Raw genomic sequence first — 24,151 nt, 5'->3', positions numbered from 1 at the left:
ACAGCCTCCTACTCTGCCATTAATTTTTGAATTGCAGCATTTGCAGTAATTTTTTGCTGCATCTGCAATACCTTAAGGCTTTTTAAGGTCTCGATATTCTGTTTAAAGATTTGTGCAATTTTGTTTTGTACTGCTAAATCAGGAACTCTTAAATCAATATCTTTAATTTTTCGAGCAGGAACATTTTTTATTGTTGCACCTGTACTTAAAGAATCTAGTGTTTTTTGACCAAGCTCGCTATTGAGAAATGCAACAATAACTTCTGGTAATACATAGTTCAGGTTAGCCGTTAAAACCAAACAGTTCGGTGAAGCAATTAAGCCTTTGTCAGCATCTTGCTGATTTACAATTGCAGCTCGCATATTTGACCCTCTAGACATCAAAACAATGTCACCAACTTTCAGAACGTTATCATGTAATTTTTCAGCAGAAACATATACATACTTCAACTCCGCATCAACAAAATCTAAATCACCTAATTCAGAAATATTAGCACCATTAACCAAACCTACTTGTGCAAGATTATTTACACCCTCATCAGTGGTTTCAAATTGAGCCACACCAACTTTCACACTCAATACATTATCTAGTTTCATCAAAACTCCAAAATAGTTTTATTAGTACGATTTATTAAAGAAATCATAAAACATCACGCTTAATTCGTCAATAGTTTTATTAGTACTTTTTTAAAAGTAGCAAAAAAATAATGAAAGATACTGTTGTACCTTTCATCACTAGTAGCTAGTTCAAAGCCTGCACTGACTGCTGCAACCCTTTCTTAATATCCTGAACATGGCTTAGGTCATGCACTGGTATCTGGTCTTGTTGCTGGTTGTCCTCTGCATAAAACTCCTCCAGCAAATCTAATCCCTCCTCAGCATTCACCTCAAATCGTGCATTACCATAACCCTGCCGTGCCATTTGATCTAAAGCAGCCTGATTAAAACCACACAACTTACTTTTCTGATCAATTTCTTTAGCTGTTTGAATCGCCTCTTGTAAATGAACTTCATCCCGTAAAGTCAAATCCACGTAATACACAGGTGTACGATAGCTTTGCGCAGTAGATTTGCCTCTCAGCGTGAGTTGTAAAGGTAGGCATGAAAGCAAGCCATTCGATGCTGCATGGTAGTAGTTCAATCTCGCAGCCAAAGTACGGATACTATTAAAGCCTGTGGTTCTAAAGATGAATGTGCCGAGTTCATCCGATTCATCTAAATTGACATGCAAACGCCCATAAGGTTTACAGTTTCCGCCTTGTGCTAATGGGCATAAATCAGGGGATGGACATGGATGTTGTTCTACCCCTTGATTAGTCAGTCGTTGGCAGGTTTCACCATTACCCACACAAACGGGACGTCCTGTCTGACGATCAAATAAACTGTATTCCGCCCGTAGATTCAGTTCAGGATCATTAAAGATCATACGGACTGGAATTGAACGGAGTTTTTGATTGGGTGCTTTAGCTCGAAGTTGTTCATCAAGTGGATGTTTCACCCAACCACTATCCTTATTTTGGATTTGGCTGGTAATGGTGAATTGGTCATCCTTTTCAGGGATGCGCTTGCCATTCTTTTCCACCATTTTACCGATACTGATTCGCCCGAGTATTGGTGGTGTGATTGCTAGACCTTTAATCATGGTGCTTTCCTCTTCTGTTTAAATGAGTTTCAGTGTTTGTTTAAAATGAAAGTGGTATAAAAAAATCCCATGCGCTGTGGCATGGGATTTTTGAGTAGAGCTTGAGGTGCTGCTTGTGAATTGCACTTAGGCTAAAGCGACTTCAATCATCCTTGCTGTATATATTGAAACGTCGTGAACCTTGCTTAGTTTGTGGGAATTGATTGAGATATTCAGGATGTGATTTGAGTAAAGCCTTGCTATCTAAGCTGATCGAATCCTTCGACTTTTTCCATGTCACTGAGCCTACTTTAAAGGTGGCACGTTCAGCCTCCTGCATCTTGGCTTGAAGTTGGTGCTTCAACAGATCGAACTGCTCCTGATGCTTGTCAATTTGGCTCCGAGCTTGAAGCAGTTGCTCAAACTGTTGATTAGCCTGCTCATCCTCAGATAGATCTGTGGTGCTAAGCGGCACATGTTCTGGATAGAGCTGCTGTAAAGCTTTGGCTGCCGATTCACTGGCATCCACTGCTGGCGGAACGTCATTTTCAACACACTCCCAAAACAGCCGTTCTGCCTGAATGATCTGTTCAATCAGGGCTTCATTACGACTGACTTTGTAGATTTTAGTTTCCTGCCCACACAGCAACACACAAATATGTGCCGCTTGTTTACCTGTCACGGCCAGTTGGTGTTGTACCTGACACAACACGTATAACGGCACACCATCTCGCCACAGTTTGGCACCATATTCCCCTGCGGTTTTACATTCTAGGATTTGCACGTCTTCATTGCCCACAACGGCATAATCCAAGTTTGCCAACATAAAGGCTTTGTCAGGATCAGGATGCTGTAACACCGCATTGACCCGACGGACTTTATTATTGGTGTGCATGCTGTAATATTCTGCGACCAAGGGTTCTAGCTGCTTGCCCCAATATAAAGGTGCATGCCCTGAGCTTTCATCATCGATGTTTTGCTGTACCCGTCCTGTTTTAATCATCCACAGTTCTAGCATCGACATATAGGGATTCAAGCCACAGGCGGCTGCGGCATCACTGCTGCCTATTCCCTGCTTGCGCACTTCCAGCCATGCCTGATAGTCCAGTTGTTTGGTGTTGATCAGACGTTTGGCATTTAAGCTGCGTTTTGAACCTGATTGACTTTGTTTAGGCTTGTCATTGGCTATAGTTGGTAAATACTGAGATTGAGACGTTACTGTTGGGTTTATAATCTGATTCATGGGTTTATCCTTCTATCATTGATTTTAAAACGGCATAAAAAAAGCCACATCCGAAGATGTGGCAAAGAGGGATCGTTGATTAGGAGGACACTTGATCGTGCTGATCACATGCCCTGATGATAAAATCTCAAGATTAAATCAAGCTTAAACAGCCAAGTGTAAAGCTTGTTCCAATCCACGTTGTTTCAATGCTGCGCCTGCACCAAACCATGCCGAATCGAGGCGGTGATCAGTACTCATTGCTCGACGTTCATGGTCGACAAACTCGGTGATCGCACAAAGTAGTCCATAGGCGGTGTCTTTGGCTGAAGATAAGTCTGCTCCACGTCCCTGCCCATTAAACATATTCATGACTTTGGTCATGGCACGTCCATTCGGTTCAGTTTTATTGGGCTGTGGATTGGCTTGAGACGCGACATTACGGTAGTACTGAATAATGTTATCCTCCTGTTCCATCGCACTTAGGCTATTGTTGTTAAATACCGCATCAAAATAAGCTGCTGCTTCTTTCTGGGTGACTTTACGTTGGGTAAGTTGTTTCATTTCATACATGTGGTCGTACCATGTTTTCACTGAAATACCGAGTTGATCTTTGACTTTGTCGGCATCAAACTTGGTACTGTGCGGTACTTTGACCACGCCTGCATTGGAACTCTGCCCTCGTAAGGCAATCGCTAAGGTGTTGTTGCACACCACACGGATATTGGTGAATTGTGCTGTGGTCGCCAACGTACCGTCACATGCGGTTGCTAGCAGAATATAGCCATTGCTGACATCCCCACCTTTCAATTCTGCAGTTTGTCCTGTACGTGCCAAAGCCCAGAACTTTTTCCCACCTTTTAGGACACCTGCGGTTTCCAGTTCAAAGCCTGATTGCTCAGTCAGATCACGGTAGAACTCCAGAATTTCCATCGGTTGGACTTCTTGATAACGCTGACTCACCACCGATAAAGGGGCATGCGTATCTGAACGATACAGTACCCGTTGTTCTTCATACGGCATGATGATGCTTTGTCCACGCGCGTTTTGAGCCATGTAGCTGACATTGGATGATTCAATACGCCAATCCATACCTGCTTGCTTGGCCCAGACTTCAATTGGTTGGTTTTGCGTGAGTTGATTACCCAAGCCATGCCAGGGGGTTTCACCGACATAAGCCATTTGTTCAATTTGATGTGCCATTTTGATTATTCCTCAAATAAAAGTGAAAGATGTAAAGATGCAGAAATGTGCTGTAAGGGTTTAAAAAATCCATCTATTCAAAGATGTAACCGTGTAAAGTCAGAGATGCGATTACGGCACCCATGCAAACGTTTGTTGGCAATCCAAACAGAGATACTGCTCGGCATTGCTGTAATATTTTTCATAGCAGTACTGACTGACAATAACCAATACACCACCCACCACAACACCGATGGCTGCGCCTGTAAAAGGCGGGAATCCTGCCTTTTTGGCAAGCTGCATGCCGAACAGCGCCATCTGTGTCGGTGAAATACAGCGTTGCAGTTGTTCGAAATAGTTGGCGTTTGCATGACTTGAATCAGTCTGTCTGACATAGGTGGATTGACAATAGGGGCATTGAATTAAGGACATTGAATATTCCTTGTTAAATGAATTGGGTACGAAAAGCTGAATTGAGGGCATAAAAAAACCGTGCCCATGGAGGACACGGTTTGATTTAAATTTTACTTTGTCGAGGAGAGTCGCTATTGAAAGCTATAGCTTGCAGTGCCTTTATCTGTTTCGACATCAACCTGCACCACATTACTGTAGCTACAGTCTGTTAATTTTAGTCTTAAACGTTGCCCCATCTTAAAATGCTGCGGATATTCCAACGATCGACGATAGCCTTCATAACGACATTGTCCATGATTGACAGAAACATGGCTGACATCGATAGGCTCTGCAATATTGGAACGGATGGTCAATACCGTAGCGGATTGATTTTGGGCATACCAGTTACTGGTATCAATTACATCGAGTTCGACCGTAAACGTGTTTGGATCAAGACCTGCATTACAGCCACTCAACATGATGCCTGTCGTTGTAGTCACTGCGAAGAGTAAGGGTTTTAAAAGTTGCTTCATCAAGTTCATCCTTAGCAGTAGTTATAGCTCACGCCATAATCGCCTGTATTTAAATCAATGCTGGCCAAATGGATTTCACAGTCTGTGCCGTTATCAAATTTATAAACGTAGTAGCGATTACCCGCTTGCTCCGACTCCAGTGCGCCATGTTCTTGTAAGCTAAAGTCTTGCACTGATTTGCCTGTATCTTTTACGGCTTTGGCAAAGATATAGCCTTGATACTTGTCTATATTGTCCTGCTCAAATTCAGGCAGTTCATCATAAGGCAGCATCGACAGTAAGGTATCCGCCGCCTTAAGGTTTTGATCAAACTCAAAACTCAGCAATTCAGGTTCATGATCTGATGAACTCAGACTTTTGCTTCCCGTGGTCAATTCTTTGACATCGATGCCATCCACTTCTGCTGCTGCAATCTCAGTGGATACTGCTTCTGAATTGGCAGATTCTAAAGGTTGTGCAGAGCTGACCTCAGAAGTACTGGCTGGAACCATTTTTTCAGTTGCGTGTTTAGGGCTAAAGAAATAGAAGCCTGCGATGCTGATCAAGGTCAGGGCTAAGATTGCCGCCAAGCCCAATATGGTTTTTTGGTTCATTTGAATGTTCCCCTCATTTAGTTGGGCACAGTGACTTGACCATTCTGCGCATTAAAGTGAACAAAGCGTGGACAACCACCTTGAAAGTTCACCGTAAAATTACGCCAACCACGGTTGCCAGGATTGGTTTTATAAAGACATTGATAAACCCCACCGCCTGTATGACGTGCTTGAACAAGGTAGGATTCACTGGCTTGTGCAAACCAGCCTGCCTGCGCCAATGATGCGCCTGCAAGTAGTGATGAAATCAGGGTCGTTTTTAGGAAAGTTTTAAACATCATCATTTTCTCTTTTTTATAGGCATCACTGGTCTTGGTCTTAATCAGACACAGTGTTCCCCATGTCATAAATGTTGGAATGAATATCTATGTTTTTTGAAGTGTTATAGACGATAAAGCACACAAATCTACGTCCCTCAAAACAGCATGAGAGATTCATCTTCATATCGGTAATATGTACTTGAAAAAGTTTTATTCTTAGAAAGTCATGGACACAGCTATGCATTGACTGCACGGCATCAGGTCTAATCACCCAACGGCACAAACATGAAAAAAGAGAAATGTAAAAGACGGTATTGATGTAAGCGCATGGCGTACTCCTTAGGTAATAGAGCTCAACCACAACCACTGTCAATTGATGGTGGCAGAACGAGAAAGGGTTGACAGACTGAACCTAAGAATCAGCACGCCCGAAGGCGTCCCTCCCCCGTCCTACCGCAACGCAGGAGGGACGAACGAGTTCGCCACCAAAAAATTACTTTTTGATGTTCTTAGGTAAGGGTCTGTCAAAACCCGCTGACGATGTAGGTCAGCAGACTAAGGATAATCTGCACGCTGTAGAGCGTCAAGCAAGCTAAATAAATGGGGAGTGAAAATATTTATAATAAAAAATGTTTGAATAAGAATTTAGTTAGATTTAAATACAGCTTATTAAACTATATTCCTTAATCTTCCAAATACCACCAAAAGAAATCAATCCAATCCAAAATTTGATGAGGGGTAGGTTGAGGGGTAAAACTACAGACAAAAAATAATCCCTTGTAAAAACAAGGGCTTATTTAGATATTTGGCGGAAGCGGTGAGATTCGAACTCACGGAGGACTCACACCCTCGTCGGTTTTCAAGACCGGTGCATTAAACCGCTCTGCCACGCTTCCATGGGCGCTATCATATAAATAAAAATATTTTTTGGCAAATATTTTTCATCTCACGGCCTTCAAAAAGCCACTATTCAGCTAAAAAATGTTCAATCTCAATAAGATATTAACTTTACAGCCTGCATATCCCGGAAAAATGAGCGATAACTCTGGCATCTTTTAGAAATTAATTTAAAAAAGGCATAAAAAAACCCCGACTTAGTCAGGGTTTTTTGAATTTGGCGGAAGCGGTGAGATTCGAACTCACGGAGGACTCACACCCTCGTCGGTTTTCAAGACCGGTGCATTAAACCGCTCTGCCACGCTTCCATGGGCGACATCATATAAACATTCAATCTACTTGGCAAATACTTTTCTTCAAAAATCACACCAAGTGGCTAAAATTAAAACAAAATCTTTTAGTTCTCTGAACTTTCAGGTCTGTCATAACGAATTGAATTGACATACCAGTGTTTTTTTCCAGTTGGCGTCAACACTTCAATTTCATCATCGACTTGTTTGGACAGTAAAGCACGTGCCATCGGCGAGTCGATAGAGATGTGCTGCGGGTGATGATCATAAATTTCATCTACTCCGACGATGCGTAAGGTTTTTTGTTCCCCTGCGTCATTTTCAATTTCGACCCAAGCGCCAAAATAAATCTTGCCAGCCTGCTCTTCAGAAAAGTCGATAATACGAAGTTCTTCGAGGCGTTTTCCCAAGTAGCGAACCCGTCGATCAATCTTACGTAAGATCTGTTTGTTGTACTGATAATCCGCGTTTTCACTACGATCACCAAGGCTCGCCGCCCAGTTTACTTTCTTGGTAATTTCAGGGCGTTCTTCATGCCAAAGCTGCTTTAATTCCGCCACCAATTTGTCGTGACCTGCACGTGTAATTAAGTTTGATTTCATGATGAATGCCGTCTAAATCTGCTTATTGATTTACAACAAAGGATTATTTTATCCCTTATTTCTCCACAACAGAAGTTTATAAAATAAATTCCTGAATTAAATTAAATCGTTATGTTACATTTTTCTAAAAAATACTGCACAAAATTTGACACTTTTAAAATTGCTATATATTATGCGCACATCTTAAATTAGTTGCCTATTTTTTAATCTATGTAGTTTTTCTACATAATCTTCTTAATCCCATGTCATTTTGAATGACGTCATGAATGCCCAACCTCTTATTGAATTTAGACAACTTGAACTCGTTTTAAGGCATGTTTTTGCCTTTGCGTTCTAGGGCATAAATTACTTGTAGCGGAGACAACATGCACAGTAGTTCAACTTCTGGATCGAGGCTTTGCCTTAATTCATTAACTTTCTCTCTCCCGTTGAAAGCCCTTGCTTTAAGTACTTTGTTAATTCCATTTCATAGTATTAATGCAAGTAAGACCTACCAGTATGATAACGTCGTCAATCATAATAAATTGACTGTCGTTTCAGTGGAAAACCCAACGACCGTTTTTAAAGATGGTCAGCATTTGCATGGTTTTGGTTATGACCTTGCACGTAACTATGCAGACAGCTTAAATGTAAAGCTAGACTTCAAAACCGTCCCCGATAACGCTACAGCACTGAAATGGGTAGCACAGGGCAAAGCAAATTTTGCAATGACGACGGCAAGTGTTCAAACGATTGAACAAAAAAGTCTCGCAACCTTTTCTGCAACTTGTGGTGATTTAAACGTTTTACGTAAAAATGGCCTCAATACTGAACTGAACTGGGTGTTTAAACATGCGAATGATCCATTAACGCAAACGGCGAGCGGATTTGTCTGCCGTGGTAAACAATCTGGTTCAATTGGTCAATTGGCCTCTTTTTACAACCGTAATGTCGTGAAGCCTGAAAACTGGAATACGATTCAACGCGATTTGCGTCAGCGTATGCCAATCTATAAGGCCAGTTTTAAAAGCACAGCGCAAAAGTACGATTTAGATTGGCACTTATTGGCAGCGATTGGTTATCAAGAGTCTTATCTTAAACCGAACTCTGTTTCTCCCACGGGTGTTCGTGGTTTGATGATGTTGACCAATAGCACAGCCAAAGCCATGGGTGTGAGTAACCGTACCGATCCAGCGCAAAGCATTCAAGGTGGTGCCAAGTACTACGACCAAATGCTGAGTCGCTATGATGATATCCCCTTTCCTGACCGGAACTGGTATGCACTGGTTGCGTACAATATGGGACCGGGTGCGGTGAATCAGATTCAAAAACGCATTCAGGCACAAGGTCAAGACCCAAATAACTGGCTCAATTTGTATGCTTACTTACAACAGAACCAAGCGAAGAATGGCCGTTACCGTCAAGCACTACAGTATGTGACACGTATCCGTGCTTATCTTGAGCACATTAAAACCACGCCGCAGCTGGTCAATATCTAAAAGATCATCTCTATCGGCATAAAAAAAAGCTTACCTATAAAGGTAAGCTTTTTTTTATTTCAGAACACTTAAGCTGTTTGCTCAAGCACTTTCTTAAATAAATCTTTTTGCTCTTGGCTTGGTTTCGCTGTTTGCAATGCCATCAACTGTGACATATCGCCTTGAACTTTTATTTTACCCGTCATGAACGCTTGCATTGCTGCAGCCATATCAAACTCAAGGAACACTTTACGTAGTGTTTCAGCATCCATGTTCAAGGTTGTTTTCGCGTTTGAAGACAAGCCTTTTTTAATTGCGCCACCATCTAAAGATAATTCGGTATTACCCGCATTGTCAGCAACAACTAAGTTAATTGCAAGATTCGCAAGTGCTGGCGGCAGGTTCAAATTCCCCGCTTGAGCAGTTAATGTTTCTACAGTTGAAAACCAATCATCAGTTAAAAAAGCAGGCATGATGTTTCCTCAATTCTTTGTTCGTTGTGTGCTGCCTATCCAGACGGCATCATTGTGAAGCTAAATACGCTCGCAGATTGTTATAGCATGTATATCCTACATGTGCCTAAAGTTTTTTGTACGTACCGTTCATATTTTATATTTCTTATACAAAGTTTATCAAAATCATCCACATAAAAAAAACACCAATCATTGATTGGTGTTTTGCATTGGCCTAACTGACAAAATTAGTCTGCTGCAAAGCCAAGATTAACCATGTTAATACGTTTGTTCTCCGGTTCATCTTCTGTTGAACAACTTTCACCTTTAAAGTCGAATTCACGTTCGCTATCTAACGCTTCAAAGTCGAATAGCTCACGATCCGCCAGCTGCGATGGTGACACATTTTGCAAGGCACCAAAAATACTGTGTAGACGCTTTGGATGTGCTTTATCCCACTCACGCAACATGTCATTTAACATGGCACGTTGCAGATTTTCCTGAGAACCACACAAGTTACACGGAATAATCGGGAACTGACGCATTTCCGCATATTTAATGATGTCTTTTTCTTCCACATAAGCCAGTGGGCGAATCAAGATGTTCTTTTTATCTGACGATAACAATTTAGGAGGCATCGCCTTTAAGCTGCCGCCATGAAATAAGTTCAAGAAGAAAGTCGCCAAGATATCATCACGGTGATGGCCCAACGCCACTTTGGTCGCGCCAATTTCTTGCGCAAAGCCGTATAAAGAGCCACGGCGTAAGCGTGAACAAACTGCACAGTAAGTTTTGCCTTCAGGCGTTAAACGTTTGGTGATGCTGTAGGTGTCTTTTTCTAAGATATAGTAGGGAATATTATTCTCTTCTAAATAACGTGGTAATACGTCCTCAGGGAAGCCGGGTTGCTTCTGGTCCAAATTCACAGCCACCACATCAAAATTGATCGGTGCAATGCGTTTAAACTGCAACATAATATCGAGCAAGGTATAACTGTCCTTACCACCGGAAATGCAGACCATCACTTTATCGCCTTCTTCAATCATTTTAAAATCGCGAATAGCATGACCCACCTGACGGCGTAACTTTTTCAACAAACGATAATACGCAGAGCTAGTGGGTAGTTCTGGTTTAAAATTAAATCCCTGATTGGACTCAACTGGCGAGAACATAGACGAGTTAAACCTAAAAAAAAATACCGCGCAATTTTATCCGATTCACAGCCATCTCGCACCTAAAGAATGTAAATTCTCATGAATTGTCATTGCTGTCATATTCATGTATTGAAATCGGTTTAACTTTGAACGATTGCGTTCATATTTTAGCTGAACTGCTTATGTTTTGGACTTTTCCACATTTTTCCACAAAAGCTGGGGATAACTTTGTGGATTCTAATCGACTTGACAGGGTGTTCCCCCCACTCTTTAAGGCTTCTATTTAAATTGATCATTTTTTGATCAATTTATTTACTATTAAATTTCAATAACTTAACCCAGTCAAGCAATCCTCATTAAAAATAAATTAATTATTTTTTTTGATTACTTGCTCAACAATTTGACTTGATTTTTACAAAGACATGGATTTTTGAACTTAAAATAGTTTCAGACGGTTCTTTTTTTGCTAAACTCATTTCTAGTCACTGAAATCGATTTTTTTACGATTAATAATAGATAATGAAAAATAAGCTGCTTTTGAGTCGTTTTTACGTTTTGGGGTGTATGACGATTTCGTTCATGGCACTAGATTGTCACGCGGGTCAAACCATCTACCAATTGAGAGATTCCAACGGAACGACCTTGTTAACCAATAAACAAAGTCGTTATAGCAACTTAAAAGTCGAAAAGAAAACTTATTATCCAGACAGTAATATCCATAGTTATAGTAACTGGGGGGCTTCTGAATCTTCCGTGTTGCCCAGTTATAGTCGTAACAAAAATGCTTTTGACCACATTATTCGCCAAGCGGCTCAAACCCATGGCGTTTCTGAAGGCTTAATTAAAGCGGTTATGCATACCGAATCAGGCTTTAATGTCAACGCACGCTCACCTGTTGGGGCTCAGGGGCTTATGCAACTCATGCCTGCGACAGCACGGCGCTTTAATGTCTCTAATGCATATGATCCACAGCAGAACATAAATGCAGGTGCCAAGTATTTGGCTTGGCTGATGAAACGCTTTAACGGCAACACCAGTCTTGCGCTTGCAGGCTACAATGCTGGCGAAGGCAATGTACAAAAGTACGGCGGTATTCCACCCTTCCGTGAAACTCAAGACTATGTTCGCCGGGTGAGTAGCCGTTATAGCAATTTATATGCAGGGGGGATCAACATTTCTCCAGGCTCAAATAGCACACCGGCCAATGCTCAAGTCATTGCACAATCTGCACATTACGATGCAGACTCTTCTCCAAGCACGCAACTCAGTGTGAGTCGTAGCGCACCTTCACGTCAAATTATCCTCGCAGCCGATGGCAGTTTTACTGATGCGCCGGGTTCCTATGCCACAGCCAATGCAACCGCCTCTGCCCGCATTCAAATTTCAGAATAATTTTTATAGCAGTTTTATTATTTTTTCTTGAATTTTGAAGAGTTTCACCTCATATTGAGATCAATGATTTTCGATTTATAAATCAGATTATTTTTTTATTATAAGAGGATTTTCTCAATGATGCGGATTGGTTTGTTCTTGCTAACCAACCTCGCGGTACTGGTTGTAGCTGGCATTATCTTGTCACTCTTCGGTGTCGGTAGTTACCATGGCGCGGGTGGCTTAAATCTAGGTAACCTACTGGTTATCTGTTTTGTCTTTGGTATGGTTGGCTCAATGATTTCTCTATTCATGTCAAAATGGATGGCGAAAAAAACAACTGGTACAGAGTTAATTGACCCAAATGCCCCGCGCAACCAAGCTGAAGCATGGTTGTTACAAGAAGTCGCTCAATTGGCGCAACGTTCTGGTATTAAAATGCCAGAAGTCGGTATTTTCCCGTCTTACCAATCTAATGCTTTTGCTACAGGTTGGAACAAGAACGATGCATTAGTTGCAGTTTCTACCGGCTTACTTGAGCGTATGAATAAAGACGAGCTTCGTGCAGTTTTGGCTCACGAAATTGGTCACGTCGCCAATGGTGACATGGTGACTTTGGCGCTCGTTCAAGGTGTAGTGAACGCCTTTGTGATGTTCTTTGCACGTGTCGCAGGTGATTTTATTGACCGTAATGTTTTTGGTCGTGAAGACGGTGAAGCACCAGGTTTAGCTTATTTTGCCATTACCATCGTACTTGATATTGTCTTTGGTATTTTAGCTTCTGCAATCGTGATGTGGTTCTCCCGCTACCGCGAATATCGTGCAGATGAAGCAGGCGCGCGTCTTGCAGGCAAACAAGCAATGATTTCAGCCTTGTTACGCTTACAAGCGGAGTCACAACTTCCAGATGCGATGCCTAAAGAAATGAAAGCATTTGCAATCGCGGCAGGTCAAGAACAAGGCTTTAGTTTAGCCGCATTGTTCCAAACCCACCCGACGATTGAACAACGTGTTGCTGCTTTACAACAGCTCGATTGTCCATAAATAATTCGTTCACAAGATTTTAAAAAGCCTCCACTTGGAGGCTTTTTTGTGACTCGGCATAACAGAACATTTTTATTCAATCGTCACTTGGATACAGCGTAATAAACTGCCATTTGGGTCAATGATGCAAAACTGGCGGATCTCGTCAAAATCCTGAATATCGGTCATACGAGCTCTTTCCCACAACGACCAATTCACTTTAGACCAGTATTCATAATAGGGTTGAATCTCCGCTACGCGAATACAGGCACTATGCCATGAACTATTTGGGTCTAAATGCGGATGATGGAAAAATTCCAGTGTCATTTCGCCCAAACGCAGAATCATCCACTCTGCGGACTGATAAACCAGATTAAAGCCCAAGCCTTGGTAAAATGAAGCGGTGCGCGCTAAATCAATCGATGGCAAATTTGCCGTAATCTGACCTTCAAATTTCATGAGTGGCTATCCTAAGTTTAGTCCCTGTAACCAATGCCACATCACACTACCACCCCACCACAATAAGCCCATAAAACACACCAAAAAGATCAGGCCAAACAAATCGGGGATGTGTAGCCAAAGCCATGCCACTACTGGGTTTCGCCAAAATGCGGACTGTTGCTGTTTCTTTTCCAATTTTTCATGGAGAAAAGGATGAGTCACATGATGCTCTGAATGGATTTGGTATTCTTCCCGAATATGGTCATGAACCACATCCAGTGCTTTACGACTCGGACGTATAAAAATATCAAACAGTGTCCCTAGAACAGGGATAAAACCGACGACGGCATCAATCATAGCCAGCTTCAATACTGGACTCAATTTCTCTTGCGGTACACCAATTTGCTTGGCTTTATAAATGGCATAACACGTTAGGGCAAAACCTGCGATATCCCCAGCAATCGGAACAGTACTCAACGCAGCATCTGCACCGACCCCCTGCTTGGTGAACGGGATACGCACCACAGAATCCATCATATTGGCATATTTGGCCAAATCACGCTCTAAACGAATGACATCTTGCTGGCTCATTTTTTTTTGTTCTAAGGGTTCAGGCATGTTGTTACTGACCTCCATCATTTCAACCACATTAACATCATAAAACCACTGAATTATGCTGCTTTTCATGACTTTTTTCTGTGCTAACTTTGTGCTGAAACAATAGCTTATAAGCTTAAGACAAGGTCAGAATTTGCGATGCAATCAGCAGATATACCACCACGCCTGACGCATCACAAATTGAGGTGACCAAAGGTGCGGATGCACTGGCGGGGTCGAGTTTCATGCGGTTTAAGATAAACGGCAGACTCATACCAATCAAACAACCCATCAACACAATGCCCATCATACTCAGTGCCAATACTACAGCGACCAGAATATCCCCACGGAAATAGCCCAAAATGGAAACAGCTGTTGCCATAGTTCCGCCTAGACACAGCGCAACCAGACTTTCACGCCCTAGCAAATAAAACCAGTCTTTAAAATGTACGTCGCCAGTTGCCAGTGCACGTACCATTAAAGTGGCGGACTGTGACCCCGCATTTCCCCCACTTCCCACCAGTAAAGGAAGGAAAAATACCAAAACGATATGTGCCGCAATCAAGTCTTCAAAGTGTGCAATTCCTAGTCCCGAGAGTAAACTACCAAAAACCAGAAACACCAACCAAAACACCCGCTTCTGATACAGTAATAGGATTGGAGCCGTTTTAATACTCATCTGCGGACTGGCCGCAACCGCACTACTTTTTAGAATATCTTCTGTGGTTTCTTGTTGCACCACATCCATTGCATCGTCATAAGTCACAATCCCCAATAGACGCTGCTGCTCATCGACAATGGGCAAAGCCATAAAATCATAATGAGCCAGTTTCTGTGCAATACTTTCCTGATCCTCACTGACTAAACCCGTAATGACATGACTGGTCATAACCTGTCCAATCAATTGCTCAGGCGGAGACTGAATAATTTGCCGCAGCGAAATCACCCCGTGTAAATAACGCGAGGCATCGGTCACATAGATGAGATATAAAGTTTCACTTTCCGCTGCATGCTGTCGTATATGTTGAATCGACTGTTGCATGGTCATTTCGGCATGTACCGTAATGACTTCAGTGCTCATAATTGCACCCGCAGACTCAGCTGGATAGTGCATTAAATCATTCAGCTGGGCTTGAACATGCGCATCTAGCTGCGGAAAAATCTGACCTTGAACCTCTTGTGCCAAGCTTTGAAATAAATCAGTACGGTCATCCGAATGCATATGAGCCAGTAGCTTCACCAGCAAAGCCTGAGGCAATTGCGCTGCTAGCTGCTGCTGCTCGGTTAATGCTAAAAACTCAAAGACATAACTGGCTTGGGGTAATTGTTCCAATAGCCGAATTTGATCATTTATAGGCAGGCCCATTAAAATATCAGCCAAATCCGCAGTGCTGTACTGTTTCAAACTTTGGATAAAAGCATGGTTATCGGGCTGATTTAATTGCTCTTGGAAATCTTGCTGTGAAAATGACGGATTTGGCATACACCACTCAAATATTGTTTTTCTTTATCTGTCCGAGTATAGCAAAGGATCTTTAAATGTCAGGCCTTTCGGCCTACATGGCTTAAAGATTCGCTTTGCTTATTCATACTGCACACGAATGATTCAGATTCGATCTTAGACTTTGTCCTGAGGTGTTCGTCCATGAAACACACGGCGAACCAAGACATACATTAAAGGAATAAACAGCAACACCAATACTGTGCCAAAAATCACGCCACCGAGTACACTCACCCCAATTTCCTGACGACTTGCTGCCCCTGCCCCAAAGGCAAAGACCAGAGGTGTGACACCCGCGCCAAAAGCCAAAGACGTCATTAAAATCGGGCGTAACCGTAAGCTTGCTCCTTCCAACGCTGCTTCAATTGCGGTCTGGCCTTTTTGCTGCGCCAATGAAGCAAATTCCACAATTAAAATCGCATTTTTACAGGACAAACCAATCGTGGTCAGCAAGGCAATTTGAAAGTAAATATCATTCGGAAAACCCGTCAAATAACTGAACAGAATATTGCCACCGATACCGAGTGGAATCGCACTCATGACGGCTGTTGGAATACTCCAACTTTCATAAAGTGCAGCAAGGCATAAAAAGATAAAGCCTATGGAGACCAAATACAGCAGCAATGCTTGGTTATTGGACTTGTTTTCCTCGAACGATAACCCGCTCCATGCTAGATCAATACCATCATGCCCTCGTACCATGTTTTGTACGTCTTGCATGGCTTGTCCAGAACTAACATTTTGTACTGTATCCGCCTCCATTTCTAGTGCGGTATAGCCCATAAAGCGATTCACTACCTCAGGGCCTCCACTCCAAGATACTTGAGCAAAATTTGTAAAAGGAATCATTTGGTTCAGATCATTACGTACGGTCCATGCTTGAAGATCATCAGGTTTTGAACGAAACTCGGCATCCCCTTGCATGATTACCCGTTTAATCCGACCACGGTCAATAAAGTCATTGATATAACTTCCTCCCCAAGCACTGGATAAGGTGCTATTAATGGCGGTCTGACTCAGTCCATTGGCCAAAGCTTGTTTTTGGTTTACATCCACTTTGAGCTCGGCTTTATCTGGGTTAGAACGTTTATCTAAATTGCTAAAACTAGAGTACTGCTTGGATGCTTCCTGCAAAGTTTTAAACTGTGCTTCTAAATAGGCACGACCTTCGCCATTGATATCACGTATCCAAAACTCCATGCCGTCGGTTTGTCCTAAGCCACTGACTGAGGACGGCATATTTACATTAATTTGCGCATTTCGATGTGACCTAAAATGAGCAATTGCCCGTTCTCGAATCACCTGTGCAGAGTTCTCTTTCCCCTTACGTTCATCCCAATGTTTCAGCGCAATAAAACCTTGACCTAAATTTTGTCCTGTTCCTGAAAAATTACGCCCATAGCGGATCATCACTAAATCGATATTGGCCTGCTCTTTATCTAAAAAGTATTGGCGAATTTCTTCTCCCACCACACGGCTTTGACTCATTGGTGCACCATCGGCCAGTTTAAACTGAACACTTAAAATACCCTGATCTTCACTGGGAATAAAACTGGTCGGTAATGCCCGATAAAACAATGCAAAGACGGCAATTAACGCTACAAAAACCACCAGCATGATTTTACTGTGCTGAATGGTCTGCGTACTCAGTTTTAAATAACGCTGCTTTAGCTGATCTAACTTCAGATTAAACCAAGTTGCCCATCGTGCCGATTTATCATTGGGTTTTAAAATTAAGGCACATAGTGCAGGTGTCAGAATCAGTGCAACCAGCAGCGATAGCGCCATGGCAGCAACTAAGGTCATTGAAAACTGACGGTAGATCACTCCTGTCGAACCACCGAAAAATGCCATGGGAATAAACACTGCGGTTAACACCAACGTAATCCCAATCAATGCCCCACTGATTTCCTGCATTGATGCAATCGAAGCTTGTTGAGCACTCATCTGCTGTTCATGCATCAGCCGTTCAACGTTTTCCACCACCACAATCGCATCATCCACCAAAAGCCCAATGGCTAAGACCAATGCAAATAAGGTTAAGGTGTTGATACTCATCCCGAGCACATACAGAATGGCCAGCGTGCCTAAAATTACAACAGGTACTGTGATGGTCGGAATCAGCGTTGCACGCCAATTTTGCAAAAAGACAAACATGACCACAATCACCAAAAGCACTGCTTCAAACAGTGTTTTGACCACTTCCTTAATCGACTCTTGCACAAAAGGCGTGTTATCACGTGGATAAACAATTTGATAGCCTTCAGGAAGTTTAGAGGACAAACGGCTGACTTCTTGTTTGATCAATGCCGAAGTTGCTAATGCATTAGCTCCTGAAGACAATGAAATACCCATCCCCGCTGAAGGAAAGCCATTGATGGTATTAAATGACTGATAATTTTCCGCGCCTAGTTCCACCCGTGCGACGTCTTTTAAATAAATAAAACTGCCATCGCGGGTCGATTTAACAATGATGTTTTCGAATTCTTCAACGGTTTTTAGACGTGTACCGGAGGTGACTTTGGCATTTAAATATTGGTCTGACAGGCTGGGTAACTCGCCAATTGCCCCTGCGGCCACTTGCGTATTTTGCGCTTCAACCGATGCACGTATATCGCTTGGCATCAGTCCATATTGACGCAATTTGTGCGGATTCAGCCATAAGCGCATGGCATACTGCGCGCCAAAGACATCAACCTCACCAACTCCATCAATACGGGCTAAATCTTGCTCCAAATGCGTCATCATATAATCAGAGAGTGCAATATTGCTGCTTTTGCCTGTTTGGTCATATAGGCCTATCACCATATGCGTATCACCAAGCGATTTATAGACATTGACCCCTTGACGCTGTACATCTTCTGGTAAACGGTTAATCACCCCATTGATGGCATTTTGAACTTGCACCTGAGCGGTATCTGGGTCAGTTCCATTCTCAAAACTAATGCTGATTCGACTACGGCCATTCGAGTCACTGCTCGAACTAAAATACAGTAAATGATCAATCCCTTTAATTTGCTGTTCCAAAACCTGAGTAACGCTCTCCTCCGCCGTCTCTGCCGACGCGCCTGTATATGTTGCACTCACCGTAATTCGCGGAGGTGCAATATCTGGGTAGCGCTCTACAGGCAACTGAAAGGTGGCAAATAAACCAAATGCCATCACGATAATCGCCAGCACACCAGCAAAAATTGGACGATGAATAAAAAATTTAGACAGCATGGGTCTGCGGTACTCTTGGGTCTGAGGCTAGATCTAGAAACTGGGCATCACTTTATGCTTGATCTTCTATGACGAATCATTAAAAAACAAGACTTAACAACATGAAATAGAACATTAGAGCTAAATATGAAGAAACTATGAAGAAAGCTTTTTGACCAATTGATGACATCCTGTAATTTTTCGCAATTTGTCATTGATCTGAGATATTAAAATTGAACACTGAGTCCGCAACACCACAATAAAATGTTGAGGAACACATGTTAAAAAGAACATTATTGAGTTTTATTTTTTTAGGCTTATTGGGCTGTCATCATGATGAGAAAGACAATGCAACATCCCAGCCACCATCAAACAACGCCGAATACATTGAGCCTAAATTGCTTATTATTGGACATCGCGGCGCCAGCGCACTACGCCCTGAACACACCTTAGCCGCTTATCAAAAAGCGATTGATGATGGTGCGGATTTTATTGAGCCTGATTTGGTGCCAACTCTAGACGGTTATTTAGTCGCTCGCCATGAAAATGAAATCGGAGGAACCACCAATGTCAGCAGCTTACCGCAGTTTGCAGAACGGAAGACCAGTAAAGTCGTTGATGGTGTGACTTACACAGGTTGGTTTACTGAAGACTTTACTTTAAACGAGCTGAAGCAACTGAAGGCACGAGAACGTATTCCAGAGATTCGTCCAGCAAATGCCCAATATAATGATCAATTTGATCTTCCAACTTTAGATGAAATTATTGAACTCGTAGATGCGCACTATAAAAAGACAGGAAAAATTGTGGGCCTGTATATCGAAACCAAACATCCCAGCTATTTCCAAGGTCTCAATTTGGCCATGGAGCAACGCCTATTATCCACGCTGGCCAAACACACCTATAGTCGTGACATTGCACCGGTCTATATTCAGTCGTTTGAAGTCAGCAACTTAAAACAAATGCGTCAGCAGTTAGATCAATTAAAATCGATTCGACATGCCAAAATTATTCAACTCTATGGTGGCAAGTCCGAACAACCTGCCGATGCTGTGCTTGCCAAATCAACACTCCGCTATAGTGATATGGCAACACCTCAAGGACTGAAAGACGTCGCAAGCTATGCGCATGGTGTCGGACCAAGTAAAACCTATATCGTGCCGAATACTCAGCCAGCGACCCCGACCAGTTTTGTGAACGATGCACACGCAGTGGGCTTAAAAGTACATCCTTATACCCTACGCCCTGAAAACAATTTCTTACCAGACTATTTAGACTGTAGCGCGATTGCCTCTGAAAAGTGCGAAAAAGGCACGCTGGCAGAGTTTGAAATTTTCTTTAAAGCGGGAGTGGATGGTGTTTTTACCGATGATCCTGCTTTGGGACGTCAAGCCGCCGATGCTTTTTTGAAAAAATAGAATAAGTCACACAAAGTAAACAAGACATTAAAGCATCTTGTTGACGTCAAACCCATATCCATCCTTTAACCATAGAGATTAAAAAGCAGGCTTTTTAATCTCTTTTCTCTTATTTTAGGTGTACATAGATTAAGCACCTTTTGAATACTATAATTAAGTAACTTTTAATATAGATCATGTATTGTGGCTGAAATTTTAAAATGGTTGATGGTATGAACCAATATTCCCCACTCAAAGGCAAGTCAGGTTTTAAACGTATTTTTAATGCAACTCATTATTCTATTTCAGGTTTTAAGGCCGCATTTGCGCACGAAGCAGCTTTTCGACAAGTCCTGTTGATTAACCTGATTCTGATTCCAACAAGCTTTTTCTGTGATGTCAGTCGCTCAGAACAAGCCCTCATGGTAGCCGTTTGTTTACTTGCAATTATCGTTGAATTGTTCAATTCAGCGATTGAGGCGATTGTAGACCGTATTTCTCTGGAGCGGCATGAGCTTTCAAAAAATGCCAAAGACATGGGCAGTGCTGCACAGTTTGTTTCTTTAAGTATTATCTTTATTGTTTGGCTACTGATTCTGATGCCTTAATGTTTTTGTTCAATATTTCACGCGCAAGTTGTTCAACAAGCTCAAAATTAAGTCATAAAAAAAAACCCTGCTTTCGCAGGGTTTTTTTTGAATCAGTTCAGTGCTTAGTGAGCAGCGAATTGGTTCATTGTGTTTTTAGCATCATCGTGCGCTTTAAGAGCGTTGTCACCAGAGAAGATTTCTTTGTGATCATCACCGATGTCAGAACCCGCCATTGCTTGGTGTTTAACACAAGCGATACCACCACGGATTTCTTTACGTTGTACGCCAGCAACATAAGCCAACATACCTTCAGAACCGAAGTAACCTTGTGCAAGCTCATGAGTAGAAAGCGCAGCAGTGTGGTAAGTCGGAAGTGTGATCAAGTGATGGAACACACCCGCTTCACGAGAAGCATCTGCTTGGAACGTACGTACTTTCTCATCAGCATCAGCAGCTAATTCAGTTGCATCGTACTCAGCGCTCATTAATTTAGCACGGTCGTAAGCAGAAACGTCTTTACCTTCAGCAACCCAACGGTCGTAAGCTTGTTGACGGAAGTTCAACGTCCAGTTAAATGATGGAGAGTTGTTGTAAACAAGTTTCGCATTTGGAACTGTTTCTTTAACACGGTTAACCATGTGCGCGATTTCGTCAACGTTTGGAGTCGCAGTTTCGATCCAAAGAAGGTCAGCACCATTTTGAAGGCTAGATACACAGTCAAGAACAACACGGTCAATTTGAGTGTCTGGACGGAATTGGTATAAACCAGAAGCCAAACGCTTAGGACGGTGTAATTTACCATCACGCTTGATTAGGATTTCGTCTTCTTGAGCATCAGCGATGTCAATTTCAACAGTGTCTAGGAAACCGATGTATTGAGAAGCGATGTCGCCTGGCTCTTTAACCACTGGGATTTTTTGAGTCAAGTCAGCGCCTTCAGAGTCAGTACGCGCAACGATGATACCGTCATCAAGACCCATTTCTAAGAATGCATAACGTAATGCATGGATTTTAGAGATGAAATCTTCGTGTGGAACAGTTACTTTACCAGCTTGGTGACCACATTGTTTCGCGTCAGATACTTGGTTTTCGATTTGTAGTGCACAAGCACCAGCTTCGATCATTTTCTTAGCAAGTAAGTAAGTCGCTTCTTCGTTACCGAAACCAGCATCGATATCCGCAATAATTGGCACAACGTGAGTTTGGAAACCGTCGATTTGCGCAGTGATTTCAGCAGCTTTTGCAGTATCACCAGCTTCTTGAGCTTTTTTAAGCGCACGGAATAGGTCGTTTAATTCTTTAGCATCAGCTTGGCGTAAGAAAGTGTAGATTTCTTCGATCAATGCAGGTACTGAAGTTTTTTCATGCATAGATTGGTCAGGAAGTGGACCGAATTCTGAACGAAGTGCAGCAACCATCCAACCAGAAAGGTAGATGTAACGACGTTCAGTCGTACCGAAGTATTTTTTGTTCGCAATCATTTTTTGTTGTGCGATGAAACCGTGCCAGCAACCCAAAGACTGAGTGTATTTGCTAGAGTCAGCATCATAAGCAGCCATATCACGACGCATAATTGCAGCTGTGTATTTAGCGATATCTAAACCAGTTTTGAAACGGTTTTGGATTTGCATACGCGCAGCATCTTCAGGACTGATGTCTGCCCAAGTGCTACCGAATTTTGCTTTTAATTCGCGGATTGCATCAATCGCTGTTTGATATGTAGTCATGATATTTCCTGTAATAATATTAGGATTTTCTTCAACGAAAAGCTAAAATCAGACCCTCAAGCTTTTGCTTAGATTTAGAGCGCTTCGTTGCGATGAATACAGATTAGATTGACAGAATAAATTAATCCAATATTCTGCATTAATTTTCAGTATTTATTTAAAAAATATATAGATAAAAGTCTAATTATATTTCGATAAAACATAATTAAGTAATTGTTATTTTTAAACTTAAATAAAATAAGAAAACCGTGAAAAATACATCCTTTGTCGAATATTTCTTCATTAGACTTAAGTCTCGGCCGTTGGAAAAAAGAGTTCAAACCGAAAATCAATACTTAATTTGACCCAAATGACAAAAGTTCAATATTCAGCAAAAAGAGTATTTATCACGCTTTTATTCCACCAACAACAGGCCAGCTCAAGCCATTTTCTAGGCGATACTCTAAGCCTCAATTCACACATATTAAAACATTGCTTAGGACTAATATGCCCTCCGTTTTTAAGCATAAAAACCCATTTTCTGTGAAAATGAAGGGGGTATTCTTTATACAACCCGATGCTTTTTTTTTCGTCAGTTTATTACACAAGCCCGATGGCTTATGGCATAATGCAAATAATTTCATGATTTTATTCTCGGTATTTATTTTATGAATCTGGAGCGGGTTGATCTAAACCTCTTAATTTACTTGGACGTACTTTTACGCGAAAAAAATGTAACCCGAGCAGCTGAACAATTGGGTGTCACCCAACCAGCAATGAGTAATATTCTACGTCGTCTTCGTAACTTATTTAATGATCCCCTGCTAATTCGCTCTTCTGAAGGTATGACACCAACCGAACGGGCTTTAGAATTACAACCCCGCATACGTGACGCTCTTTCTGATCTCTCCATGATTTTGGAACCTCGTACCGAGTTCCGTCCTTATACCTCAAATCGTGTTTTTCGTATTATGACTTCGGACTATGCCGAAGCCACCTTAGTTCCCCGCCTCGTTAAAGCACTGCGTTCAGAAGCACCCAATGTGGTTTTAGACTTCTTAACCCCAAGTGATGTGTCATATCGTGATATGGAACAAGGTAAAGTTGATCTAGCCATTAACCGATTCAATGAAATTCCACAAAGCTTCCACCAAGTTTTGGTCTGGCGTGACAGTTTTTCATGTTTGCTCAATGGTAAACACCCTGCTGCCAGCAACTTAAACCTAAAAAGTTACCTCGATGCACAGCATATTTGGGTCTCTAAAACAGGTATGGGCGTTGGTTTCGGCGTTAACCCTGAAAAACAAGCAGGTCTAGGTTGGATTGATCAAGCTTTAGAGCGTATTGGCCAAAAACGTAAAATTTCGGTCTTCACTCGACATTATCAAATGCCTGCACTATTGGCTTCAAATGTAGATTTGATCGCGACTTTACCGACCCGTATTGCACGCTTACAAGCCAAAAGTCAAAATCTCTTGATTAAAGACCCACCTTTTTATATTCCAGAATTTGAGTTGAAAATGGCATGGTGTCCACTGTTGCATCACCATCCTGCACATCGCTGGCTCAGACAGCTGATTTTGTATGTGGCACGTCAAATGATTGAGGAAGAAAATCGTGAGTTTTTAGGCAATAACTCGCAATTCTCACATTATTAAGCACTCAAGCT

General features: G+C 42.0%; 22 protein-coding genes and 2 tRNA genes. 6 read left to right on the top strand and 18 right to left on the bottom strand.

From position 1 onward, the window contains the following. Nucleotides 1–8 precede the first annotated feature (8 nt). From AC5EUN_RS03805 to greB, 11 genes are all read right to left on the bottom strand, one after another. Nucleotides 9–596 (bottom strand): restriction endonuclease subunit S, encoded by a 588-nt coding sequence (locus tag AC5EUN_RS03805; protein ID WP_032051726.1) that lies wholly within the window; start codon nucleotides 594–596, stop codon nucleotides 9–11. A gap of 145 nt (nucleotides 597–741) precedes the next feature. Beyond that, nucleotides 742–1,641, bottom strand: coding sequence for a recombination directionality factor (locus tag AC5EUN_RS03800; RefSeq protein ID WP_151833973.1), 900 nt, complete (start codon nucleotides 1,639–1,641; stop codon nucleotides 742–744). 142 nt (nucleotides 1,642–1,783) lie between these two features. Beyond that, nucleotides 1,784–2,863, bottom strand: coding sequence for a YqaJ viral recombinase family nuclease (locus AC5EUN_RS03795; protein WP_151833972.1), 1,080 nt, complete (start codon nucleotides 2,861–2,863; stop codon nucleotides 1,784–1,786). A gap of 144 nt (nucleotides 2,864–3,007) precedes the next feature. Then, complete coding sequence (locus AC5EUN_RS03790; RefSeq protein WP_493352163.1) at nucleotides 3,008–4,045, bottom strand: DUF932 domain-containing protein; 1,038 nt, start codon at nucleotides 4,043–4,045, stop codon at nucleotides 3,008–3,010. Between the two features lie 111 nt (nucleotides 4,046–4,156). Then, on the bottom strand, nucleotides 4,157–4,456 hold the full coding sequence (locus AC5EUN_RS03785) for a hypothetical protein (protein WP_058972173.1): 300 nt from the start codon (nucleotides 4,454–4,456) through the stop codon (nucleotides 4,157–4,159). Nucleotides 4,457–4,569: 113 nt separating this feature from the next. Continuing rightward, nucleotides 4,570–4,950, bottom strand: coding sequence for a hypothetical protein (locus AC5EUN_RS03780; protein ID WP_002058070.1), 381 nt, complete (start codon nucleotides 4,948–4,950; stop codon nucleotides 4,570–4,572). An 11-nt stretch (nucleotides 4,951–4,961) separates the two neighbouring features. Continuing rightward, nucleotides 4,962–5,543, bottom strand: a complete 582-nt coding sequence (locus AC5EUN_RS03775) for a hypothetical protein (protein ID WP_347757692.1) — start codon at nucleotides 5,541–5,543, stop codon at nucleotides 4,962–4,964. A gap of 17 nt (nucleotides 5,544–5,560) precedes the next feature. After that, nucleotides 5,561–5,821, bottom strand: coding sequence for a hypothetical protein (locus AC5EUN_RS03770; protein ID WP_002058491.1), 261 nt, complete (start codon nucleotides 5,819–5,821; stop codon nucleotides 5,561–5,563). A 788-nt stretch (nucleotides 5,822–6,609) separates the two neighbouring features. After that, nucleotides 6,610–6,699, bottom strand: a tRNA-Ser gene (locus tag AC5EUN_RS03765). A gap of 219 nt (nucleotides 6,700–6,918) precedes the next feature. Continuing rightward, nucleotides 6,919–7,008 (bottom strand) — tRNA-Ser (locus AC5EUN_RS03760). Between the two features lie 89 nt (nucleotides 7,009–7,097). After that, entirely contained in the window at nucleotides 7,098–7,592 is a 495-nt protein-coding gene (gene greB / locus AC5EUN_RS03755; protein WP_004695648.1) for a transcription elongation factor GreB, read from the bottom strand. 365 nt (nucleotides 7,593–7,957) lie between these two features. On the opposite strand from greB, the gene AC5EUN_RS03750 reads away from it, so the two are divergent. Continuing rightward, complete coding sequence (locus tag AC5EUN_RS03750) at nucleotides 7,958–9,070, top strand: MltF family protein (RefSeq protein ID WP_029575083.1); 1,113 nt, start codon at nucleotides 7,958–7,960, stop codon at nucleotides 9,068–9,070. Nucleotides 9,071–9,138: 68 nt separating this feature from the next. On the opposite strand, the gene AC5EUN_RS03745 is transcribed toward AC5EUN_RS03750, so the two are convergent. Beyond that, on the bottom strand, nucleotides 9,139–9,522 hold the full coding sequence (locus AC5EUN_RS03745; RefSeq protein WP_004695646.1) for an SCP2 sterol-binding domain-containing protein: 384 nt from the start codon (nucleotides 9,520–9,522) through the stop codon (nucleotides 9,139–9,141). 227 nt (nucleotides 9,523–9,749) lie between these two features. Beyond that, nucleotides 9,750–10,673, bottom strand: a complete 924-nt coding sequence (gene ttcA, locus AC5EUN_RS03740; protein ID WP_004695645.1) for a tRNA 2-thiocytidine(32) synthetase TtcA — start codon at nucleotides 10,671–10,673, stop codon at nucleotides 9,750–9,752. A gap of 501 nt (nucleotides 10,674–11,174) precedes the next feature. Here ttcA and AC5EUN_RS03735 point away from each other — a divergent pair. Together AC5EUN_RS03735 and htpX are read left to right on the top strand one after the other, a co-directional pair. Next, entirely contained in the window at nucleotides 11,175–12,047 is an 873-nt protein-coding gene (locus tag AC5EUN_RS03735; protein ID WP_029575084.1) for a lytic transglycosylase domain-containing protein, read from the top strand. Between the two features lie 117 nt (nucleotides 12,048–12,164). Beyond that, on the top strand, nucleotides 12,165–13,070 hold the full coding sequence (gene htpX / locus AC5EUN_RS03730) for a protease HtpX (RefSeq protein ID WP_004695643.1): 906 nt from the start codon (nucleotides 12,165–12,167) through the stop codon (nucleotides 13,068–13,070). A gap of 72 nt (nucleotides 13,071–13,142) precedes the next feature. Here htpX and AC5EUN_RS03725 read toward each other — a convergent pair whose 3' ends face one another. The 4 genes from AC5EUN_RS03725 to AC5EUN_RS03710 all read right to left on the bottom strand — a co-directional run bounded on the left by AC5EUN_RS03725 (nucleotide 13,143) and on the right by AC5EUN_RS03710 (nucleotide 18,810). Then, nucleotides 13,143–13,508, bottom strand: coding sequence for a glyoxalase/bleomycin resistance/extradiol dioxygenase family protein (locus AC5EUN_RS03725; RefSeq protein WP_010327259.1), 366 nt, complete (start codon nucleotides 13,506–13,508; stop codon nucleotides 13,143–13,145). Nucleotides 13,509–13,514: 6 nt separating this feature from the next. Next, entirely contained in the window at nucleotides 13,515–14,108 is a 594-nt protein-coding gene (locus tag AC5EUN_RS03720; RefSeq protein ID WP_005400444.1) for a DUF4112 domain-containing protein, read from the bottom strand. A 115-nt stretch (nucleotides 14,109–14,223) separates the two neighbouring features. Further along, entirely contained in the window at nucleotides 14,224–15,570 is a 1,347-nt protein-coding gene (gene mgtE, locus AC5EUN_RS03715; protein ID WP_010327261.1) for a magnesium transporter, read from the bottom strand. Between the two features lie 135 nt (nucleotides 15,571–15,705). After that, nucleotides 15,706–18,810, bottom strand: coding sequence for a multidrug efflux RND transporter permease subunit (locus AC5EUN_RS03710; RefSeq protein WP_010327262.1), 3,105 nt, complete (start codon nucleotides 18,808–18,810; stop codon nucleotides 15,706–15,708). A 257-nt stretch (nucleotides 18,811–19,067) separates the two neighbouring features. Between AC5EUN_RS03710 and AC5EUN_RS03705 the strand changes: the two genes are divergently transcribed. Continuing rightward, a complete protein-coding gene (locus AC5EUN_RS03705; RefSeq protein ID WP_010327263.1) occupies nucleotides 19,068–20,207 on the top strand; it encodes a glycerophosphodiester phosphodiesterase in 1,140 nt (379 codons plus the stop codon). A 212-nt stretch (nucleotides 20,208–20,419) separates the two neighbouring features. Next, entirely contained in the window at nucleotides 20,420–20,794 is a 375-nt protein-coding gene (locus tag AC5EUN_RS03700; RefSeq protein WP_005400440.1) for a diacylglycerol kinase, read from the top strand. 104 nt (nucleotides 20,795–20,898) lie between these two features. Here the strand turns inward: AC5EUN_RS03700 and AC5EUN_RS03695 are convergent, their stop codons facing one another. After that, on the bottom strand, nucleotides 20,899–22,503 hold the full coding sequence (locus tag AC5EUN_RS03695) for an isocitrate lyase (protein WP_010327264.1): 1,605 nt from the start codon (nucleotides 22,501–22,503) through the stop codon (nucleotides 20,899–20,901). A 647-nt stretch (nucleotides 22,504–23,150) separates the two neighbouring features. On the opposite strand from AC5EUN_RS03695, the gene AC5EUN_RS03690 reads away from it, so the two are divergent. Further along, nucleotides 23,151–24,140: a LysR family transcriptional regulator gene (locus AC5EUN_RS03690; protein WP_004982677.1), complete on the top strand. Its 990-nt coding sequence runs from the start codon at nucleotides 23,151–23,153 to the stop codon at nucleotides 24,138–24,140. Nucleotides 24,141–24,151: the final 11 nt, after the last annotated feature.

Source organism: Acinetobacter sp. CAU_H_S170_2, from assembly GCF_058890445.1.
This window is presented reverse-complemented; position numbering and strand designations above follow the sequence as displayed.

Bases quoted from the DNA above. Each gene is read 5' to 3' on its own strand.
- AC5EUN_RS03805 (WP_032051726.1), bottom strand. From the start codon at position 596: ATGAAACTAGATAATGTATTGAGTGTGAAAGTTGGTGTGGCTCAATTT.
- AC5EUN_RS03800 (WP_151833973.1), bottom strand. From the start codon at position 1,641: ATGATTAAAGGTCTAGCAATCACACCACCAATACTCGGGCGAATCAGT.
- AC5EUN_RS03795 (WP_151833972.1), bottom strand. From the start codon at position 2,863: ATGAATCAGATTATAAACCCAACAGTAACGTCTCAATCTCAGTATTTA.
- AC5EUN_RS03790 (WP_493352163.1), bottom strand. From the start codon at position 4,045: ATGGCACATCAAATTGAACAAATGGCTTATGTCGGTGAAACCCCCTGG.
- AC5EUN_RS03785 (WP_058972173.1), bottom strand. From the start codon at position 4,456: ATGTCCTTAATTCAATGCCCCTATTGTCAATCCACCTATGTCAGACAG.
- AC5EUN_RS03780 (WP_002058070.1), bottom strand. From the start codon at position 4,950: ATGAAGCAACTTTTAAAACCCTTACTCTTCGCAGTGACTACAACGACA.
- AC5EUN_RS03775 (WP_347757692.1), bottom strand. From the start codon at position 5,543: ATGAACCAAAAAACCATATTGGGCTTGGCGGCAATCTTAGCCCTGACC.
- AC5EUN_RS03770 (WP_002058491.1), bottom strand. From the start codon at position 5,821: ATGTTTAAAACTTTCCTAAAAACGACCCTGATTTCATCACTACTTGCA.
- greB (WP_004695648.1), bottom strand. From the start codon at position 7,592: ATGAAATCAAACTTAATTACACGTGCAGGTCACGACAAATTGGTGGCG.
- AC5EUN_RS03750 (WP_029575083.1), top strand. From the start codon at position 7,958: ATGCACAGTAGTTCAACTTCTGGATCGAGGCTTTGCCTTAATTCATTA.
- AC5EUN_RS03745 (WP_004695646.1), bottom strand. From the start codon at position 9,522: ATGCCTGCTTTTTTAACTGATGATTGGTTTTCAACTGTAGAAACATTA.
- ttcA (WP_004695645.1), bottom strand. From the start codon at position 10,673: ATGTTCTCGCCAGTTGAGTCCAATCAGGGATTTAATTTTAAACCAGAA.
- AC5EUN_RS03735 (WP_029575084.1), top strand. From the start codon at position 11,175: ATGAAAAATAAGCTGCTTTTGAGTCGTTTTTACGTTTTGGGGTGTATG.
- htpX (WP_004695643.1), top strand. From the start codon at position 12,165: ATGATGCGGATTGGTTTGTTCTTGCTAACCAACCTCGCGGTACTGGTT.
- AC5EUN_RS03725 (WP_010327259.1), bottom strand. From the start codon at position 13,508: ATGAAATTTGAAGGTCAGATTACGGCAAATTTGCCATCGATTGATTTA.
- AC5EUN_RS03720 (WP_005400444.1), bottom strand. From the start codon at position 14,108: ATGCCTGAACCCTTAGAACAAAAAAAAATGAGCCAGCAAGATGTCATT.
- mgtE (WP_010327261.1), bottom strand. From the start codon at position 15,570: ATGCCAAATCCGTCATTTTCACAGCAAGATTTCCAAGAGCAATTAAAT.
- AC5EUN_RS03710 (WP_010327262.1), bottom strand. From the start codon at position 18,810: ATGCTGTCTAAATTTTTTATTCATCGTCCAATTTTTGCTGGTGTGCTG.
- AC5EUN_RS03705 (WP_010327263.1), top strand. From the start codon at position 19,068: ATGTTAAAAAGAACATTATTGAGTTTTATTTTTTTAGGCTTATTGGGC.
- AC5EUN_RS03700 (WP_005400440.1), top strand. From the start codon at position 20,420: ATGAACCAATATTCCCCACTCAAAGGCAAGTCAGGTTTTAAACGTATT.
- AC5EUN_RS03695 (WP_010327264.1), bottom strand. From the start codon at position 22,503: ATGACTACATATCAAACAGCGATTGATGCAATCCGCGAATTAAAAGCA.
- AC5EUN_RS03690 (WP_004982677.1), top strand. From the start codon at position 23,151: ATGAATCTGGAGCGGGTTGATCTAAACCTCTTAATTTACTTGGACGTA.